Source organism: Pseudomonas phytophila, from assembly GCF_025643095.1.
Lineage (GTDB): Bacteria > Pseudomonadota > Gammaproteobacteria > Pseudomonadales > Pseudomonadaceae > Aquipseudomonas > Aquipseudomonas quasicaspiana.
Map to the genome: position 1 here is coordinate 4,869,551 of NZ_CP081201.1, position 16,492 is coordinate 4,886,042.

Annotated in this window: 17 protein-coding genes; 10 read left to right on the top strand and 7 right to left on the bottom strand. The window is 57.4% G+C overall.

Annotated features, from left to right (window positions below; all coding sequences use genetic code 11):
* The first annotated feature begins 43 nt into the window (after positions 1–43).
* Both K3169_RS22030 and htpX read left to right on the top strand, forming a co-directional pair.
* Positions 44–1,255, top strand: a complete 1,212-nt coding sequence (locus K3169_RS22030; protein WP_255879791.1) for a pyridoxal phosphate-dependent aminotransferase — start codon at positions 44–46, stop codon at positions 1,253–1,255.
* A 311-nt stretch (positions 1,256–1,566) separates the two neighbouring features.
* On the top strand, positions 1,567–2,454 hold the full coding sequence (gene htpX, locus K3169_RS22035) for a protease HtpX (RefSeq protein WP_027902444.1): 888 nt from the start codon (positions 1,567–1,569) through the stop codon (positions 2,452–2,454).
* 162 nt (positions 2,455–2,616) lie between these two features.
* Here htpX and K3169_RS22040 read toward each other — a convergent pair whose 3' ends face one another.
* Positions 2,617–3,273, bottom strand: coding sequence for a thiopurine S-methyltransferase (locus K3169_RS22040; protein ID WP_263267991.1), 657 nt, complete (start codon positions 3,271–3,273; stop codon positions 2,617–2,619).
* Positions 3,274–3,376: 103 nt separating this feature from the next.
* Here K3169_RS22040 and K3169_RS22045 point away from each other — a divergent pair, with 103 nt between their 5' ends.
* A complete protein-coding gene (locus K3169_RS22045; protein ID WP_263267993.1) occupies positions 3,377–4,144 on the top strand; it encodes a DODA-type extradiol aromatic ring-opening family dioxygenase in 768 nt (255 codons plus the stop codon).
* 171 nt (positions 4,145–4,315) lie between these two features.
* On the opposite strand, the gene K3169_RS22050 is transcribed toward K3169_RS22045, so the two are convergent.
* Positions 4,316–6,025 carry a DEAD/DEAH box helicase gene (locus K3169_RS22050; protein ID WP_200866102.1) on the bottom strand — a complete coding sequence of 570 codons (1,710 nt, stop codon included), beginning with the start codon at positions 6,023–6,025 and terminating at the stop codon, positions 4,316–4,318.
* A gap of 386 nt (positions 6,026–6,411) precedes the next feature.
* On the opposite strand from K3169_RS22050, the gene K3169_RS22055 reads away from it, so the two are divergent.
* Entirely contained in the window at positions 6,412–7,203 is a 792-nt protein-coding gene (locus K3169_RS22055) for a crotonase/enoyl-CoA hydratase family protein (protein WP_099267451.1), read from the top strand.
* 367 nt (positions 7,204–7,570) lie between these two features.
* Here K3169_RS22055 and K3169_RS22060 read toward each other — a convergent pair whose 3' ends face one another.
* The gene (locus K3169_RS22060) at positions 7,571–8,326 is read right to left on the bottom strand and encodes a spermidine synthase (protein WP_027900564.1); all 756 of its coding nucleotides are present in this window, start codon (positions 8,324–8,326) and stop codon (positions 7,571–7,573) included.
* Positions 8,327–8,547: 221 nt separating this feature from the next.
* Here K3169_RS22060 and K3169_RS22065 point away from each other — a divergent pair, with 221 nt between their 5' ends.
* The gene (locus K3169_RS22065) at positions 8,548–9,894 is read left to right on the top strand and encodes a class II 3-deoxy-7-phosphoheptulonate synthase (RefSeq protein ID WP_099267452.1); all 1,347 of its coding nucleotides are present in this window, start codon (positions 8,548–8,550) and stop codon (positions 9,892–9,894) included.
* A 109-nt stretch (positions 9,895–10,003) separates the two neighbouring features.
* Here the strand turns inward: K3169_RS22065 and K3169_RS22070 are convergent, their stop codons facing one another.
* Positions 10,004–10,240 (bottom strand): DUF1127 domain-containing protein, encoded by a 237-nt coding sequence (locus K3169_RS22070; RefSeq protein WP_263267998.1) that lies wholly within the window; start codon positions 10,238–10,240, stop codon positions 10,004–10,006.
* A gap of 94 nt (positions 10,241–10,334) precedes the next feature.
* Between K3169_RS22070 and K3169_RS22075 the strand changes: the two genes are divergently transcribed.
* Positions 10,335–11,189 (top strand): LysR substrate-binding domain-containing protein, encoded by an 855-nt coding sequence (locus K3169_RS22075; RefSeq protein ID WP_255877111.1) that lies wholly within the window; start codon positions 10,335–10,337, stop codon positions 11,187–11,189.
* A gap of 4 nt (positions 11,190–11,193) precedes the next feature.
* On the opposite strand, the gene K3169_RS22080 is transcribed toward K3169_RS22075, so the two are convergent.
* Positions 11,194–11,940, bottom strand: coding sequence for a sulfite exporter TauE/SafE family protein (locus K3169_RS22080; RefSeq protein ID WP_027900560.1), 747 nt, complete (start codon positions 11,938–11,940; stop codon positions 11,194–11,196).
* A 206-nt stretch (positions 11,941–12,146) separates the two neighbouring features.
* Here K3169_RS22080 and K3169_RS22085 point away from each other — a divergent pair, with 206 nt between their 5' ends.
* Positions 12,147–12,614 (top strand): MarR family winged helix-turn-helix transcriptional regulator, encoded by a 468-nt coding sequence (locus K3169_RS22085; RefSeq protein ID WP_231675031.1) that lies wholly within the window; start codon positions 12,147–12,149, stop codon positions 12,612–12,614.
* A 408-nt stretch (positions 12,615–13,022) separates the two neighbouring features.
* Positions 13,023–13,442 carry an organic hydroperoxide resistance protein gene (locus K3169_RS22090; RefSeq protein WP_027900558.1) on the top strand — a complete coding sequence of 140 codons (420 nt, stop codon included), beginning with the start codon at positions 13,023–13,025 and terminating at the stop codon, positions 13,440–13,442.
* 220 nt (positions 13,443–13,662) lie between these two features.
* On the opposite strand, the gene K3169_RS22095 is transcribed toward K3169_RS22090, so the two are convergent.
* Positions 13,663–14,232: an elongation factor P gene (locus tag K3169_RS22095; RefSeq protein ID WP_027900557.1), complete on the bottom strand. Its 570-nt coding sequence runs from the start codon at positions 14,230–14,232 to the stop codon at positions 13,663–13,665.
* A 97-nt stretch (positions 14,233–14,329) separates the two neighbouring features.
* Positions 14,330–15,475, bottom strand: coding sequence for an elongation factor P maturation arginine rhamnosyltransferase EarP (gene earP, locus K3169_RS22100; RefSeq protein ID WP_263268004.1), 1,146 nt, complete (start codon positions 15,473–15,475; stop codon positions 14,330–14,332).
* A gap of 118 nt (positions 15,476–15,593) precedes the next feature.
* Between earP and K3169_RS22105 the strand changes: the two genes are divergently transcribed.
* Complete coding sequence (locus K3169_RS22105) at positions 15,594–15,992, top strand: hypothetical protein (protein WP_255881986.1); 399 nt, start codon at positions 15,594–15,596, stop codon at positions 15,990–15,992.
* A 3-nt stretch (positions 15,993–15,995) separates the two neighbouring features.
* Positions 15,996–16,478, top strand: coding sequence for a GreA/GreB family elongation factor (locus K3169_RS22110; protein WP_263268006.1), 483 nt, complete (start codon positions 15,996–15,998; stop codon positions 16,476–16,478).
* Positions 16,479–16,492 lie beyond the last annotated feature (14 nt).

Below are 16,492 nucleotides of genomic sequence, written 5' to 3' on the forward strand. Positions count from 1 at the left end.
TTTACAGCTCGCTACGGCTCGTCCATTTTCGGGATCAATCACCATGCAGTTCAGCAAATCGAACAAGCTCGCCAACGTCTGCTATGACATTCGCGGCCCGGTGCTCAAGCACGCCAAACGCCTGGAAGAGGAAGGCCATCGCATCCTCAAGCTGAACATCGGCAACCCTGCGCCATTTGGTTTCGAAGCGCCGGACGAAATTCTGCAGGACGTGATCCGCAACCTGCCGACCGCGCAAGGCTACAGCGACTCCAAAGGCCTGTTCAGTGCGCGCAAGGCCGTTATGCAGTATTACCAGCAGAAGCAGGTTGAAGGCGTCGGCATCGAAGACATCTACCTGGGCAACGGCGTCTCCGAGCTGATCGTGATGTCGATGCAGGCATTGCTCAACAATGGCGATGAAGTACTGATCCCGGCTCCGGACTATCCACTGTGGACCGCAGCCGTCAGCTTGGCCGGCGGCAACCCGGTGCACTACCTGTGCGACGAGCAGGCTAACTGGTGGCCTGATCTGGCTGATATCAAAGCCAAGATCACCCCGAACACCAAAGCCATGGTGATCATCAACCCGAACAACCCGACCGGTGCCGTGTACTCCAAAGAAGTACTGGAAGGCATGCTCGAACTGGCGCGCCAACATAATCTGGTGGTGTTTTCCGACGAGATCTACGACAAGATTCTCTATGACGATGCCGTGCACATCTGCACTGCCTCGCTGGCACCCGATCTGCTGTGCCTGACGTTCAACGGTTTGTCCAAATCCTATCGCGTGGCAGGCTTCCGTTCCGGCTGGGTCGCCATCTCCGGCCCTAAACACAACGCGCAAAGCTACATCGAAGGCATCGACATCCTGGCCAATATGCGCCTGTGCGCCAACGTGCCGAGCCAACACGCCATTCAAACCGCGCTGGGCGGCTACCAGAGCATCAACGATCTGGTGTTGCCAGCAGGCCGCTTGCTGGAGCAACGCAATCGCACCTGGGAACTGCTCAACGACATTCCCGGCGTCAGCTGCGTGAAGCCGATGGGCGCACTTTATGCGTTCCCGCGGATCGATCCGAAGGTCTGCCCGATCCACAACGACGAGAAGTTCGCCCTTGACCTGCTCCTGTCGGAAAAGCTGCTGATCGTTCAAGGCACTGCCTTCAACTGGCCATGGCCTGATCACTTCCGCGTGGTCACCCTGCCGCGCGTCGACGACCTGGATCAGGCCATTGGTCGCATCGGCAACTTCCTGAAGACCTATCGTCAGTAACCCCAGGCCCCGCTGCGGCGCATAAACTGCGCCCGACGGGAATTCCTGCCCTCTCTTTGCGGTCATAGCGATTCCTGAGCAAGGGATCGCTTTTGCTGTACCGCGCTCGTGCCGCAATACAAAAAAACAATCTGCGCGTAACAGCGTTCAGAGCCAGCCGCTCTGGGCCGGAACCTGTTTGCCTAAAGCGAATGCTACTGGTTCGCGCCAGACGACACAGTTTGAAATAGTCGTCAGGTTGAATAGCCGCTGACATCCCCTTATATACCCCGCAACGCGTTACATATTCGTCACAGGAGAACATCCAAACCATGATGCGCATTTTGCTGTTTTTGGCCACTAACCTGGCGGTCGTGCTGATTGCCAGCATCACCCTGAGCCTTTTTGGCTTCAACGGGTTCATGGCGGCCAATGGGGTTGATCTGAACCTCAATCAGCTGCTGATCTTCTGCGCTGTATTTGGTTTCGCCGGCTCGCTGTTCTCGCTGTTCATCTCCAAGTGGATGGCGAAAATGAGCACCGGCACCCAGATCATCACCCAGCCGCGTACCCGCCATGAACAATGGCTGGTGCAAACCGTCGAGCAACTGTCCCGCGACGCTGGTATCAAGATGCCGGAAGTCGGGATCTTCCCTGCCTACGAAGCCAACGCTTTCGCCACAGGCTGGAACAAGAATGATGCACTGGTTGCTGTCAGCCAGGGTCTGCTGGAACGCTTCTCACCTGATGAGGTGAAGGCGGTACTGGCCCACGAAATCGGCCACGTTGCCAATGGCGACATGGTGACTCTGGCGCTGGTGCAGGGCGTGGTGAACACCTTTGTAATGTTCTTCGCCCGCATCATCGGTAACTTCGTCGACAAGGTGATCTTCAAGACCGAAAACGGTCAGGGCATTGCTTACTACGTGACGACGATCTTTGCCGAACTGGTTCTGGGCTTCCTGGCCAGCGCCATCGTCATGTGGTTCTCGCGCAAACGCGAATACCGCGCTGACGAAGCCGGTGCCCGACTGGCAGGCACCAGCGCCATGATCGGTGCCCTGCAACGCCTGCGCTCCGAACAGGGCGTGCCGGTGCAGATGCCTGACAGCCTGACGGCGTTTGGCATCAACGGTGGCCTGAAGAGCGGTCTGGCTGCGCTGTTCATGAGCCACCCGGCTCTGGAAGATCGTATCGAGGCACTGCGCCGCCGCGGTTGATCGACCTGCATAAAAAAAACCGGCCTTAGTGCCGGTTTTTTTTATACGAGTACATAACCTGCAGGAGCTGCCGAAGGCTGCGAGGCATTCATCCTGACATACCGCCATCGCAGCCTTCGGCAGCTCCTACAGGTCAATCGTTTGCCGCGCATCAGCGCCTTTTCAACGTCGAACCAAACGATAAACCCGCTCTTCCAGGCGTTCCACACCGCGCTGCTCAAATTTCACGCTGCCCTTGAGAACATCGCTGGTCTGCAATATGTCCAGCTTCCAGCCCTCGGCCATCAATCGCTGCACCTCCTCGTCCGGAACAGAGAACGGCGGCCCATCAATCTTTGCCTGATCGTAATCCAGCGTAATCAGCAGGCCCTGGCATTCGGCAGGCAACACTGACGCCAGATGTGCGACATATCGCTCACGCATTGCAGGCGGCAAGGCAATCAATGCGGCGCGATCATAAAGCGCCGTACACCCCGCGACATCCTCAGCCCGCAACGCAAAGAAGTCACCGCACCACAACTCAATCCCTGCGCAGCCGTACACTTTGAACGCGCCAAGCTGGCTGATGACAGGTTCAATATGTTGCTCGCTGAAAAACGCCTGGACCGCTTTTTCCGACAGCTCGACACCCAATACCTTATGCCCCTGCTCCGCCAGCCAGACCAGATCAAGGCTCTTGCCGCATAAGGGCACCAAAACACGTCCATCCTTCCCGACCGCCAGTTCCGGCCAGAACTGCTGAAGCAAGGGGTTCGCTTGTTGCTGATGGAAACCAATCTGGTTGGCCGCCCACCGCTCGTGCCAAAATTCGGCCTGCATGAATACTCCTCATAATTCGATTAAAAGGCGCTAAAACTTATATTAGATTTAGATCAATGATCTGACTGAAGATGGCGTCATCTTAACGCTCAGGACGCCCGCTATGTTCCCCAGCCTGTTTATCTCCCACGGCTCGCCGATGCTTGCGCTGGAACCAGGCGAAAGCGGCCCGGCCCTGTTGCGTCTCGCAGCCGAGATGCCCAGGCCCAAGGCGATTGTTATTGTTTCATCTCACTGGGAAAGCCAGGAGCTGCTGGTCAACGCCAACCCGCAGCCGGAAACCTGGCATGACTTCGGCGGTTTCCCCGCGGCCCTGTTTGCGGTGCAGTACCCCGCTCCCGGCTTGCCAACGTTGAGCGCTGAAGTCCTGGGGCTGTTGCAGGCTGCCGGGCTGGCAGCGCGCACTAACAGCCAACGACCTTTTGATCATGGTGTGTGGGTGCCACTGTCTCTGATGTATCCCGATGCCGACATCCCTGTTGTTCAGGTTTCCCTGCCCAGCCGCGAAGGCCCGGCACTGCAGACTCGCGTCGGCCGGGCGCTGGCCAGCCTGCGTGATCAGGGTGTATTGATTATCGGCTCGGGCAGCATCACCCACAATCTTGGTGAACTGGACTGGCATGCCGGACCGGAAAGCGTAGAGCCATGGGCCAAAGCGTTTCGCGACTGGATGATAGAGAAGCTGGGCAGCAATGATGAGGGCGCATTGCATGACTACCGGGCACAAGCCCCCAACGCCGTGCGCAGTCACCCAAGCGATGAGCATTTGCTGCCGCTGTATTTCGCCCGGGGTGCCGGTGGTGAATTCAGCGTGGCGCACAAAGGCTTCACGATGGGAGCACTGGGAATGGATATTTACAGGTTTGGGTGAGGCCACAGACCTGACGCCAATCTGTAGGAGCTGCCGAAGGCTGCGAGACGATATTCCTGATGCACCACCATCGCAGCCTTCGGCAGCTCCTACAGAAGCAGGAAACCCAGACAAAAAAATCCCCGAACCAGTCGGGGATTTTTTATTTCAGACGATCAACTCAAGCGTTGATCAATCTTCGCGATAGCGACGCAGCTTCAACTGCTTGCCTGCAACGCGGGTGTCCTTGAGTTTGGTCAACAGACGCTCAAGGCCATCTTCCGGCAGTTCAACCAGGCTGAAGCTGTCGCGCACCTGGATGCGGCCGATTGCTTCGCGGGCCAGGCCGCCTTCGTTGAGGATTGCACCCAGCAGGTTCTTGGCAGCGATACCATCACGCGCACCCAGCGCGGTACGGCAACGAGCACGACCTTCGGCCAATGGAACCGGAGCGCGACGCTCACGATCACCACTGCGCTCTGGACGATCCGACGACGAACGATCACTACGCTCACGCGGTGCGTTGTTCGGCACCAGTGGGCGCTCGCGCTCGATGGCTGCCAGGGTCAGAGCCTGACCGTTGGTAGCTTTGCGCAGCAGAGCAGCGGCCAGGGCGCGCGGGCTGCAACCGATATCGGCAGTCAGACGATCCAGCAGTTCGCCGTGAGTCGACTCGGCATCGCCAACCAGTGGCGACAGGCTGTTGGTCAGTTTCTTGATGCGGGCATCGAGAACAGCCTGAGCATCCGGCAGGCGGACTTCAGCAACTTTCTGACCGGTTACACGCTCGATCACTTGCAGCATGCGGCGCTCACGCGGAGTCACCAGCAGCAGTGCACGACCTTCGCGACCGGCACGGCCAGTACGGCCGATACGGTGAACGTAGGACTCTGGGTCGTACGGCATGTCAACGTTGAATACGTGAGTGATGCGCGGAACGTCCAGACCACGGGCAGCAACGTCGGTCGCTACAACGATGTCCAGGCGGCCATCCTTGAGGGAGTCGATAACGCGCTCACGCTGGTTCTGGGCAATGTCACCGTTCAGTGCAGCAGCCTTGTAGCCTTTGGCTTCAAGGGCACTTGCCAGATCCAGGGTCGCTTGCTTGGTGCGTACGAACATGATCAGGGCGTCGAAATCTTCGACTTCCAGCAGGCTCAGTACAGCTGAGGTCTTCTGGTCAGCGTGAACCAGCAGGTGAGCCTGCTCGATCGCGGTAACGGTCTGGGTCTTGGTCTGAATCTTAACGTGCTTCGGATCGCGCAGGTGGCGCTCGGCGATGGCACGGATCGATTGCGGCAAAGTAGCCGAGAACAAAACGGTCTGCTTGGTTTCCGGCATGGCCTTGAAGATAACTTCCAGGTCGTCCATGAAGCCCAGCTTGAGCATTTCGTCCGCTTCGTCGAGAACCAGGTGGTTCACGGTCGCGAGGACTTTCTCGTCACGACGCAGGTGATCGCACAGACGGCCCGGCGTGGCGACAACGATTTGTGCGCCATTGCGGATTGCTTTCAGTTGCGGGCCCATCGGCGCACCGCCGTAGACAGCCACAACGGTAACGCCCGGCATTTGCTTGGCGTAGGTTTCGAAAGCGGTAGCAACCTGCAGGGCCAGTTCGCGAGTCGGCGCCAGAATCAGTGCTTGCGGCTCGCGCTTGCTTGGGTCGATACGATGCAGGATTGGCAGTGCGAACGCGGCGGTTTTACCCGTACCGGTTTGCGCCTGGCCGATCATGTCATGGCCGGCCATGATAATCGGGATCGACTGCTGCTGAATGGCCGAAGGCTCTTCGTAGCCAGTGGCAATAACGGCTGCAAGGATATTTGGATGAAGTTCAAAAGCGGCGAAGCCGCCGAATTCCTGGGTCATGGGTCTGCCTCTAGTGCATCCGCAAAGACCCATGCTCCAAAGCTGCGCGTGCCGTGTACGACCCTAAAGTCACCCTGGCTGCTCTGTCGGCGGGGATTTGCGAAAACGTTTGATGAATGGATCGCCTAGGATAGTTCGCACAGCGAACAAGCAGCCGAAGCTGGCTTCGGGGAATTGCAATACCTTGACGAGGGCCCTGTTAAAGACCGGCGCGCACTATACCGGAATTACGCAAAAAAGTGAGGATTTTTTTCACTACCAATCATGGCTAATGCCCAAGACCTACAGGCTTTGCGCAAACCGACAACAGTGGCTATTTTGCTACAGGCCCGGGTTTACGGGAGAAACTGCTTAAACGGTTCACCTGATCACTCAGACAGTCCGCCTCCGATCCTACTCCACGCGCAGGGACTTCCTACATGACTTCCTCTATAAAAGGCCGTGTCAGCCGTGAACTGCACGACCACGTGATGCTCATCGGCCTGGATCGTGTCGCCAAACGCAACGCCTTCGATCTTGAGCTGCTCAACCAGCTAAGCCTGGCTTACGGTGAATACGAACGCGAGGATCAGGCCAGAGTCCTGGTGGTTTTTGCCCATGGTGAGCATTTCACTGCCGGGCTGGATCTGGCCGAAGCCGGTCCGGCGCTGATCAATGGCTGGCAGGTGCCCGAAGGCGGTTGTGACCCTTGGGGCGTGTTCGCAGGCCCCCGGGTCAGCAAACCGGTGATCGTTGCCGCTCAGGGTTACTGCCTGACCCTGGGCATTGAGCTGATGTTGGCGTCGGATATCAATCTGTGCGCGAGCACGACCCGCTTTGCGCAACTGGAAGTCCATCGCGGGATCTTCGCCTTTGGTGGCGCCACATTACGTCTGCATCAGATCGCCGGTTGGGGCAATGCGATGCGCTGGCTGCTGACCGGCGACGAATTCGATGCCCAGGAAGCCTGTCGCATGGGGCTGGTGCAGGAAGTCACGGCCCCGGAAGACCTTCTGCCCTACGCCTTGCTGCTGGCCGGGCGCATCGCAGAACAGGCACCGCTGGCGATTCGCGCAACGATTGCCTCCGCCCGTCAGGCGGTGCTCGAAGGAGAAACAGTCGCCGCCCAGGCGCTACCTGCCATGGTCAACCACCTGATGAGTACCGAGGACGCCAAAGAAGGCCTGCTTGCCATGCAAGAGCGCAGGCCCGGTGTCTTTAAAGGCGTGTGATCTGAGTCCCACAGTATCCGTGACACAGCGCTGTCGCGCAGCATGCATTGGACCTGTGCAGACTGTGTGAAAACGTAGCGAGCGACGGCAAGACAAGGCAAAAACAGGCGAAAAACGGCCGGGGTCGCGTCCGACTCTAGTGTTCTAAATGAGCATTTTTCGCCTGTTTTTAACGCAGTATTGTGCGCGTAGCACCGAAGGTGCCCAGCCTGGAGTAGTTTTCACACAGTCTGTGTAGGAGCTGCCGAAGGCTGCGATGGCGGTGTGTCAGGATAAGAGCATCGCAGCCTTCGGCAGCTCCTACAGAAATGCGCCCCAAAGATCGTTCGCCGTGTCCGGACATGGGCAACGCCTGAAGGCTCTGTCTTCAGGTTGCCGGGCGCAGATCCTTGATCAAGGATGCCAGCGAGTAACCAAGGCGTGGTGCCAGTTCTTCAGCACGGGCATTCAGCGATGCAACGTCCAGCTCCTGATCCAGATCGGCAGGAACAATAAGAATAACGTTGCCCTCCTTCACCGGCAGCTCCCAGTAGTGCCGGTGGTAGAGACCACGAAATAGCGCCGCGCCCAACGGTTTGCCGTCATCCGAGGCCCACTGATTGATCACCAGCCAGCCTCCTGAATTCAGACGTTTCTGACAGTTCTCAAGGAATTTCCAGGCCAGATGGCCAACACCGGGACCGACATCGGTATAGAGATCGACGAAAATCAGGTCAGCCGGTTCGGCGGTGTCCAGCAGTTCAAGCGCATCGCCAATGCGGATATACAACCGGGGATCGTCATCCAGCCCCATGAATTCAATAGCCAGACGCGGCACGTCAGGACGCAATTCGATGGCCTCGACATCTTCCAGCGGCAAAAACTTCAGGCAAGCCTGAGTCAGCGTACCCGCCCCCAGCCCCAGAAACAGCGCGCTTTCCGGGGCGTCGTGACACAACGCGCCAATCAGCATCGCCCGGGTGTAGTCGTACTCAAGCCAGCTCGGATCGGCCGTGAAGGTGCAGCTTTGCTCGATGGCATCGCCGAATTCCAGAAAGCGATAGTCGTCGACTTCCAGCACGCGAATCATGCCGAAATCATCATGTACCTCGGCCAGAATCCGCTCCACCCGCTCCTCAGTCATTACGTCTCCTAAACGGCGAGCCCAAGTCTGGCCTGTTGATGCAGTCGCAGGACCGCGCAAAAAGCGAATTGTCGATCAACCGCAGTCACAAGGTCACGCTCTTTCTCTTTGATGGCGCTAGCGCTACTGCCGTAACCGCGCTCCGATTATCCCTTGGACGCTAGCGACAGCTCGGCGAACTGCTAACATGCTGATCCGATCGCACTGACCTTGAGTTCATGATGAGCCAACCCTGGAGCCCCGACAGCTGGCGGGCATTGCCTATTCAGCAGCAACCTCAATACCCCGATGCTGCGCACTTGTTAAAGGTCGAGCAGACACTGGCAAGCTATCCGCCGCTGGTATTTGCCGGCGAGGCCAGAGAGTTGCGCCGACAGTTTGCCGAGGTGACTCAGGGCCGCGCCTTCCTGTTGCAGGGCGGTGATTGCGCCGAGAGCTTCGTCGAGTTCTCCGCGGCCAAGATTCGCGACACATTCAAAGTCTTGCTGCAGATGGCAATCGTCATGACCTTTGCTGCCGGGTGCCCGGTTGTGAAAGTCGGTCGCATGGCCGGTCAGTTCGCCAAACCCCGCTCAGCCAACGATGAAACCATCGACGGCGTGACGTTTCCCGCGTATCGGGGCGATATCGTCAACGCCATCGGCTTCGATGAAAAAAGCCGCGTTCCGGACCCGGACCGACTGATTCAGGCCTACAACCAGTCCACTGCAACCCTGAACCTGCTGCGTGCCTTCGCCCAGGGCGGTTTCGCCGACCTGCATCAAGTCCACAAATGGAACCTGGACTTCATCGCCAACTCAGCCTTGGCCGAGAAGTACAGCCAACTGGCCGACCGCATTGATGAAACCCTGGCGTTCATGCGCGCCTGCGGGATGGACAGCTCGCCGCAACTGCGTGAAACCAGTTTCTTCACCGCCCACGAAGCGCTGCTGCTGAACTATGAAGAAGCCTTTGTGCGGCGCGACAGCCTGACCAACGACTACTACGATTGTTCGGCGCACATGCTGTGGATCGGCGACCGTACCCGGCAATTGGACGGCGCTCATGTGGAGTTCCTGCGCGGGGTGAACAACCCGATTGGCGTGAAAGTCGGCCCAAGCATGAACCCCGATGATTTGATTCGCCTGATCGACACCCTCAATCCGGACAACGACCCTGGCCGCCTCAACCTGATCGCCCGCATGGGCGCGAACAAGGTTGGCGACCACTTGCCGCAACTGATCCGCGCCGTTGAACGTGAAGGCCGCAAAGTGCTGTGGAGCTCCGACCCGATGCATGGCAATACGATCAAGGCCAGCAGCGGCTACAAAACGCGCGACTTTGCGCAGATCCTTGGCGAGGTGAAACAGTTCTTTCAGGTGCATCAGGCTGAAGGCACGTATGCCGGCGGCATTCATATCGAAATGACCGGGCAGAACGTCACCGAATGCATTGGCGGCGCCCGGCCGATTACCGAAGATGGTTTGTCAGATCGTTATCACACCCACTGCGACCCACGGATGAATGCCGATCAGTCGCTGGAGCTGGCGTTTCTGATTGCCGAGACGTTGAAGCAGGTTAAACGCTAGGCCTCAGGCAAACCCAAGACTTGTAGGAGCTGCCGAAGGCTGCGATTGCATACCTTTGACACACCGCCATCGCAGCCTTCGGCAGCTCCTACAGTGGTTACAGCCAACATCAGCGCTTCATCGGGTCTTTCCAGAAGTGCTGCCCGGTTTCCTGATAGACATCCGCCCGACTCAAACCAAGATCCTTCAGTGCAGCGTCACTCAAACTTTCCAATTGCCGACGCTGGCGATGCAGTTCGGCCCAGCGGGAAGCGCGTCTCTTTATCGACCTGAGCAGGCGCTCGATCCAGGAATCACGGGAATGGGCTTTCAATACCAGCACATAACCTTTTTGACCTTTCATCATCTTGCCCTCCATGTGGGATGGCTAGAGTCTCGCGTCAGCGTTAAGATCAATCAAACGAATGTTTTTTATGCGTTCCATTTGAGAGATTGATGCATTGACCAGCTACCCAAGCATCGACACCGAGCTCCTTCGCACGTTTGTGGCCATTGCCGATCACGGTGGGTTTACCCGCGCGGGCGAAGTGGTGAACCGTACTCAATCGGCCGTCAGCATGCAGATGAAGCGTCTGGAGGAAGATCTGATCCAGCGTCCCCTCTTTCAGAAAGATGGACGCACCGTCAGCCTGACGATTGAGGGGCAAGTGCTACTGGGTTATGCGCGGCGGATCCTGAAGCTGCACGGAGAAGTCTTCAACACCCTGCGCGAGCCGCACATGGTGGGCGTGGTGAAGATTGGTTCACCGGACGACTACGTCATGCGTTTTTTACCCGGCATTCTGCAGCGATTTGCGCAGACCTATCCGCTTGTGCAGATTGAAGTGCACTGTGAACCTTCAAAACAATTGCTCCTGCGCCAGGATCTGGACCTGAGTATCGTCACTCGCGAACCCGGTACCGAGATCGGTCAGATCCTGCGTCAGGAGCGATTCGTCTGGATGGTCGCTCAAGGCTTTTATCCTCACGAACAAAGTCCGATGCCTTTGGCGATGTTCAACACCGACTGTTTTTGCCGGACGTGGGCCTGCAATGCTTTAGACACGATGCAGCGCGATTATCGGATTGCCTACACCAGTGCGAGTCTGGCGGCGATCAGCGCGGTAGTGACAGCCGGCCTGGCCGTGACCGCACAACTGGAAAGTCTGCTAACCCCTGATTTACGCATCATTGGCGAAGCTGAACAGATGCCGCAGCTACCGCTGGCGAGCATCGTCCTGCTGCGTAATCCGAAAAACCCGTCGCCCATCACCGAATGTCTCGCGGAACACATCGCCGAAGGATTCAGGCTTTAAGCGGTCAGGCTTTGAAGGCCAGAATGACCGCACAGACCACCAGGAAGCCGCAGAACAGCGAGCGCAGCAAACGCTCGGGCAGCGAATGTGCCAGCTTTACGCCCCAACTGATGCTGGCCAGCCCACCCACGGCCAGCGGAATGCCCATGCTCCAATTGACGTGGTCATGCAGTGCGTAAGTAAACAAGGTGATGGCTGTACTCGGGGCAGCCAGCGCCAAAGCCAGTCCTTGCGCAACCACTTGGCTCGCACCAAAAAAACTGGTCAGAATCGGCGTGGCAATCACTCCACCGCCGACGCCGAACAGGCCTCCGGTGACGCCCGAACCTATCCCTAGCAACCAGAGCCGATTAACGTGGCGCAACCCGGTACTGGCGTTATCTTTGCGCCAGAACATCTGCGCCAGATTGAAGACCGTGAGCAAAATCAGAAAGGCAATGAACGCCAGGCGCATGTGCTGCGGATCAAGGCGTACCGCCCACAACGATGTCAGCCACGCCAGACAGAAACTGGGGATGATCAGCATCATGGCGTTGCGCATGGAGATACGATTTCGCTGGTTGTAACGCCACAGCGCCAACAGCACGTTAGGCAATACCATCAACAAAGCGGTGCCCTGAGCCAGTTGTTGATCAAGCCCGAACAGCACGCCTAAAGCGGGAATCGCAACCAGGCCGCCCCCAATACCGAACAACCCACCCAGAGTGCCCATGGCGGCACCCAACGCTACGAACATCACCACTTCAATCACGCCGCAATCCCTTCTCAAACAATGCGCGCATGCTACGCAGTCTGGCTGCTCAGGCAAATAACCGATGTGCGCTGTTGCAGATGTTTTCATGCCCTTGATCGCGGGCAATCCCTAGTTGCGTGCAGCGACTGACCGGAATTTATCTGGCGCAACAAAGATCACGGCACTAAATTGTCGGCATGACACACGCAAAAGAGGACCACACCATGAGCGCTGACGCCAGCTCCACTGCCGACAGTAACTGCCAAGCGTTGCAGCTCGACAACCAACTGTGTTTCGCCCTTTACTCCACGTCTTTGCTGATGACCAAGGTCTACAAACCGCTGCTGCAGGCGCTGGGCCTGACCTATCCGCAGTATCTGGCGATGATGGTGCTCTGGGAACAGGACGGCTTGACCGTTGGCGACGTCAGCACCCGGCTGCTGACAGATCCGGGTTCCCTGACGCCCCTGCTCAAACGCCTGGAAGGCGAAGGTTTTATCAGTCGTACTCGCAGCAAGGAAGATGAGCGGGTTGTGCTGCTGCACCTGACCGAACAAGGCCGGGCCCTTCAGCAAAAAGCCCTGACCGTCCCCGGCTGCATCCTGTCCGCCAGCGGCCTGGAAATAGCACAACTGCAAGCGTTGCAAGGTGAACTGCTCAAGCTTCGCGAGAATCTGCAAGGCAGTGTTTGAGGGCGTTCTGCACCTCATCCACAACCACTGGATAAACGCTTTTCTGTAAGAGCATCCCGATGTGCATGGCACCGCGCAGTCTCGCGTCAAAAAATACCATGGTGGGAGCCGAGCTTGCTCGCGATGAGGCTGGACGCGGTTCACTTTAGATCGCGCCCGACCTTATCGCGAGCAAGCTCAGCTCCCACAGAAAAAAGCGTGCTTGCGTCACCACCGCACTGTGCCGGGAGCACAAGCCAATCGCCTATAGATGATTCCATTCCAACAATCCAAAATATTATCTTGCGCGCAAACTATTTGCGCGATACATTTATTTCGTACTCCGTTAGCGCACTCCTTTCCAGCGCAAACAGACAAGTTTTGAAAGACCCGATCACTACGATCTTCCGACTCTGATGAGGTGACACCATGGATACGCTTTATACCGGCATCGCAACTGCAACCGGCGGCCGTGATGGTCGTGCTGTTTCCAGCGACAATATCCTCGACGTGAAACTCGCTACGCCAAAAGAACTGGGCGGCGCAGGTGGTGCAGCCACCAACCCTGAGCAATTGTTTGCAGCCGGTTACTCGGCCTGCTTCATCGGCGCGCTGAAATTCGTCGCGGGCCAGAGCAAGCGCACTATTCCGGCTGACGCCTCGATCACTACCCATGTCGGCATCGGCCAGATTCCTGGCGGTTTCGGTCTGGATATCGACCTGAACATCAACCTGCCAGGCCTGGAACAAGCGGATGCCGAGCAACTGGTTGAAGCGGCTCACCAGGTGTGCCCGTACTCGAACGCTACTCGCGGCAACGTTGATGTGCGCCTGCATGTAACCGTATAACCGCAACGGTTCCAAGTGCTGCGGAATGGCCGAAACCTGTGGGAATTCATTCGCGAAGAGGCCAGTACAGCCGACACGCTTCTGTTGACTGATATATAGCTTTCGCGAATGAATTCGCTCCCACACAGGCGGCACAAGGGCAGCCATGTTCATTCGACAAGCGCCCACAAAAAAGCCCGCATCGCTGCGGGCTTTTTGTTGAACGCGGTAAAAGCTGTGCTTATTTAGCACGGCCTTTGTAGGAACCGCCTTCACGTGTATCGATCTCGATGCGGTCACCGATTTCGATGAAATCAGCTACTTGCAGCTCGGTACCGTTGGCCAGCTTGGCAGGCTTCATCACCTTGCCGGAAGTGTCGCCACGAGCCGAACCTTCGGTGTAGTCAACTACGCGCACGATGGTGGTTGGCAGCTCTACGGAAACCAGACGCTCTTCGAAGAAGATCGCTTCGCAAACGTCGGTCATGCCTTCTTCCACGAATGGCAGAACGGCTTCGATGTCTTCAGCGTTCAGCTCGTACATGGTGTAGTCAGTGGTGTCCATGAACGTGTAGGTGTCGCCGCTGATGAAGGACAGGGTCGCTTCTTTGCGGTCGAGGATTACGTCGTCCAGTTTGTCATCAGCGCTGTAAACGATCTCGGTCTTGTAACCGGTCAGCAGGTTTTTCAGCTTGGTTTTCATGATGGCGCTGTTACGACCGGACTTGGTGAATTCAGCTTTCTGAACCAGCCAAGGGTCATTTTCAAGACGAATCACGGTACCGGGTTTGAGTTCTTTACCAGTTTTCATTGCGTATATCCGAATTTGGATGGAATTTGCCGAGGCTCTGTACGAGAAACCGCTTCGCGCGTGTCACGCGAAGGTCTTTTTCGTACAGAGCCTAATCTCAAGGCCGCGTATCATACGAAACTCCACAAAACAGTACCAGCGCCGTCGCAAGATCAGCGAGGGAAGCTTGCTGCACACACCAGCTTTCAGCGTGGTTCGCGATCTCTGACCAGTGCTCAAGCAGCGCCTGCCAGCTTTCAGCGCCCTTCTCTCCCGCATTCCAGGTGCGCCAGAAGCCGCTCAACGCCTTTGCAGCCTCGGGCGAGAGCCCTGCAAGGTAGTGTTCCAGAAAGGCATCGAGCTTGACCCAATGGGCGTCATCGTCCTGTTCATAGATGTGCCAGAGCAGCGGCCGCCCCGCCCACTGCGCCCTTACGAAAGAGTCTTCGCCGCGTACCACGTTGAAATCACAGGACCATAGGAGCCGGTCGTAATCCTCCTGTCTGACGAACGGCAGTACCTGAACCGTCAGCGCTCCGCGGGTTTCCCGTACCCCGGTTCGAAGCGAGTCGACGCCAAGCCAGCGTTGCAGATCCCCCAGAATACGGCCTTCCGGCACCAGTAAATGGTTTGCCTCGCTATCGGTCGCCAATGCGTCAAGCCAGGCTCCGATACCCGGATTTTCATACGCAAATACCGAAATCAATCGTGCGCCATCGTCAGGAGTGACCCCAAGCCCTTGCAGGAAATGGCTACGCTCTGCCTGGTTCTGTTGAAACGCCTGACGTGTGGCAAGCAAATCATGCTCTCGCAGCAGACCACCGGTAGTCGGAACAAAGCCCGGAAAGAAAAAGAATTTGCGCAGCCCGTTGGATTGCACCGATGGCAGGCCATGGCAGCCACTCACCCAATCTTCGGCGCTGAGGTATTCGAGATTGATCCATACCGGCCGGGGTGAACATTGTGCGATAGCGTCAACGTAGTCGGGTGGCAGACGGCAGGCGAATGCCTCAACGATTACGTCGGGGATGTCAGTGGCCTGCCATTGCTTCGGCCATTGATGGACGCTGACGCCTTCGCACCACTGCTGCGCAGCAGAGGCATCAGCGCCAGGGCTCAGGCGCACAAAGGCAGCCAGATCATCCACCCAAAGGCGCACCTTCAAACCATGCTCGGCCACCAGTTGCCTGGCTAGTCGCCAGGTCACGCCGATGTCACCGTAGTTGTCGACGACGCTGCAAAAAATGTCCCAAGAGGCTTTCATGTCCGGCTCCCTGAGGCTGGATGATAAAAAACGCCGATTGTCCTTCAGACAACCGGCATTCACCAGCCTCCGCTCATGGCACAATCACAGCATCTGCAGTCAACGCCGAGATCCCGTCATGCCCACTACCCATCGTCGCGAGCTGAATGTGTCCCTTCACCCACTGAAACTGATCGCCTGTATCGCCATCGGCATCTGGCTTGGTTTTGTCGCAGTGGCTCTGACCGGCATGCTTTTTTACAAAGCCTTGCCTGCGGCCGAAACCCAGGTCATCAACAATGCTGCTGCGCAACTAAGCGCACCGCCGGTCGAAAAACCTGCGCCCGCCACGGAAAAAACCATGTTCGAAAAGTATGAGCAAAGCCTGCGGGAAAGCGAGGCACGCCAGGCGTGGGAACAGGCTCAGGAACAACAGCAGAAAAACTTCAACGGCCCCAAATGCAACTTCTGGATGCAGCAGGATCGCACCGCGCCCAGCGAGAAAAGCCGCGCCAATGTCATCCAGTTCTGCGGATAAACCATGAACAAGCAAGACGTGTTGCAACTGATCATCGACAAACTGGAGGTGGACCTGGATATCGCCCGGCGCGCTGCTCAGACCGCGTATGAAACCGCGACCCACGAAGAAAACATCGCCGAAAACAAATACGACACGCTGGGGCTCGAAGCCTCGTATCTGGCTGCGGGTCAGGCGCGGCGTGTGGAAGAAATTCGCCAGTCGCTGGTGCTCTACCAAAAGCTGACACTCGCGCCATTCAGTGAGGACAAAGGCATTCAGTCCGGCGACCTGATCACGCTGGAAAATCACCTTGGCGTTGAACAGCATCTGTTTCTGGGGCCTGACGCCGCTGGTCTGAAGATTCAATACGACGCGCACACTGTCACGGTAATCACCGCCCGCGCGCCATTAGGCCAGAGCTTGCTGGGTAAACAGACGGGCGATGAACTGGAGATTCGCGTAAATAGCAGCACCCAAACCTTCGAAGTCACGCAGATAGTGTGACCGGCTATTCATTT

Coding starts and splice junctions, on each gene's coding strand:
- K3169_RS22110 (WP_263268006.1), top strand. CDS start 15,996: ATGAACAAGCAAGACGTGTTGCAACTGATCATCGACAAACTGGAGGTG.
- K3169_RS22040 (WP_263267991.1), bottom strand. CDS start 3,273: ATGCAGGCCGAATTTTGGCACGAGCGGTGGGCGGCCAACCAGATTGGT.
- K3169_RS22030 (WP_255879791.1), top strand. CDS start 44: ATGCAGTTCAGCAAATCGAACAAGCTCGCCAACGTCTGCTATGACATT.
- htpX (WP_027902444.1), top strand. CDS start 1,567: ATGATGCGCATTTTGCTGTTTTTGGCCACTAACCTGGCGGTCGTGCTG.
- K3169_RS22090 (WP_027900558.1), top strand. CDS start 13,023: ATGGATACGCTTTATACCGGCATCGCAACTGCAACCGGCGGCCGTGAT.
- K3169_RS22045 (WP_263267993.1), top strand. CDS start 3,377: ATGTTCCCCAGCCTGTTTATCTCCCACGGCTCGCCGATGCTTGCGCTG.
- K3169_RS22055 (WP_099267451.1), top strand. CDS start 6,412: ATGACTTCCTCTATAAAAGGCCGTGTCAGCCGTGAACTGCACGACCAC.
- earP (WP_263268004.1), bottom strand. CDS start 15,475: ATGAAAGCCTCTTGGGACATTTTTTGCAGCGTCGTCGACAACTACGGT.
- K3169_RS22050 (WP_200866102.1), bottom strand. CDS start 6,025: ATGGGTCTTTGCGGATGCACTAGAGGCAGACCCATGACCCAGGAATTC.
- K3169_RS22105 (WP_255881986.1), top strand. CDS start 15,594: ATGCCCACTACCCATCGTCGCGAGCTGAATGTGTCCCTTCACCCACTG.
- K3169_RS22060 (WP_027900564.1), bottom strand. CDS start 8,326: ATGACTGAGGAGCGGGTGGAGCGGATTCTGGCCGAGGTACATGATGAT.
- K3169_RS22065 (WP_099267452.1), top strand. CDS start 8,548: ATGAGCCAACCCTGGAGCCCCGACAGCTGGCGGGCATTGCCTATTCAG.
- K3169_RS22070 (WP_263267998.1), bottom strand. CDS start 10,240: ATGATGAAAGGTCAAAAAGGTTATGTGCTGGTATTGAAAGCCCATTCC.
- K3169_RS22095 (WP_027900557.1), bottom strand. CDS start 14,232: ATGAAAACTGGTAAAGAACTCAAACCCGGTACCGTGATTCGTCTTGAA.
- K3169_RS22085 (WP_231675031.1), top strand. CDS start 12,147: ATGAGCGCTGACGCCAGCTCCACTGCCGACAGTAACTGCCAAGCGTTG.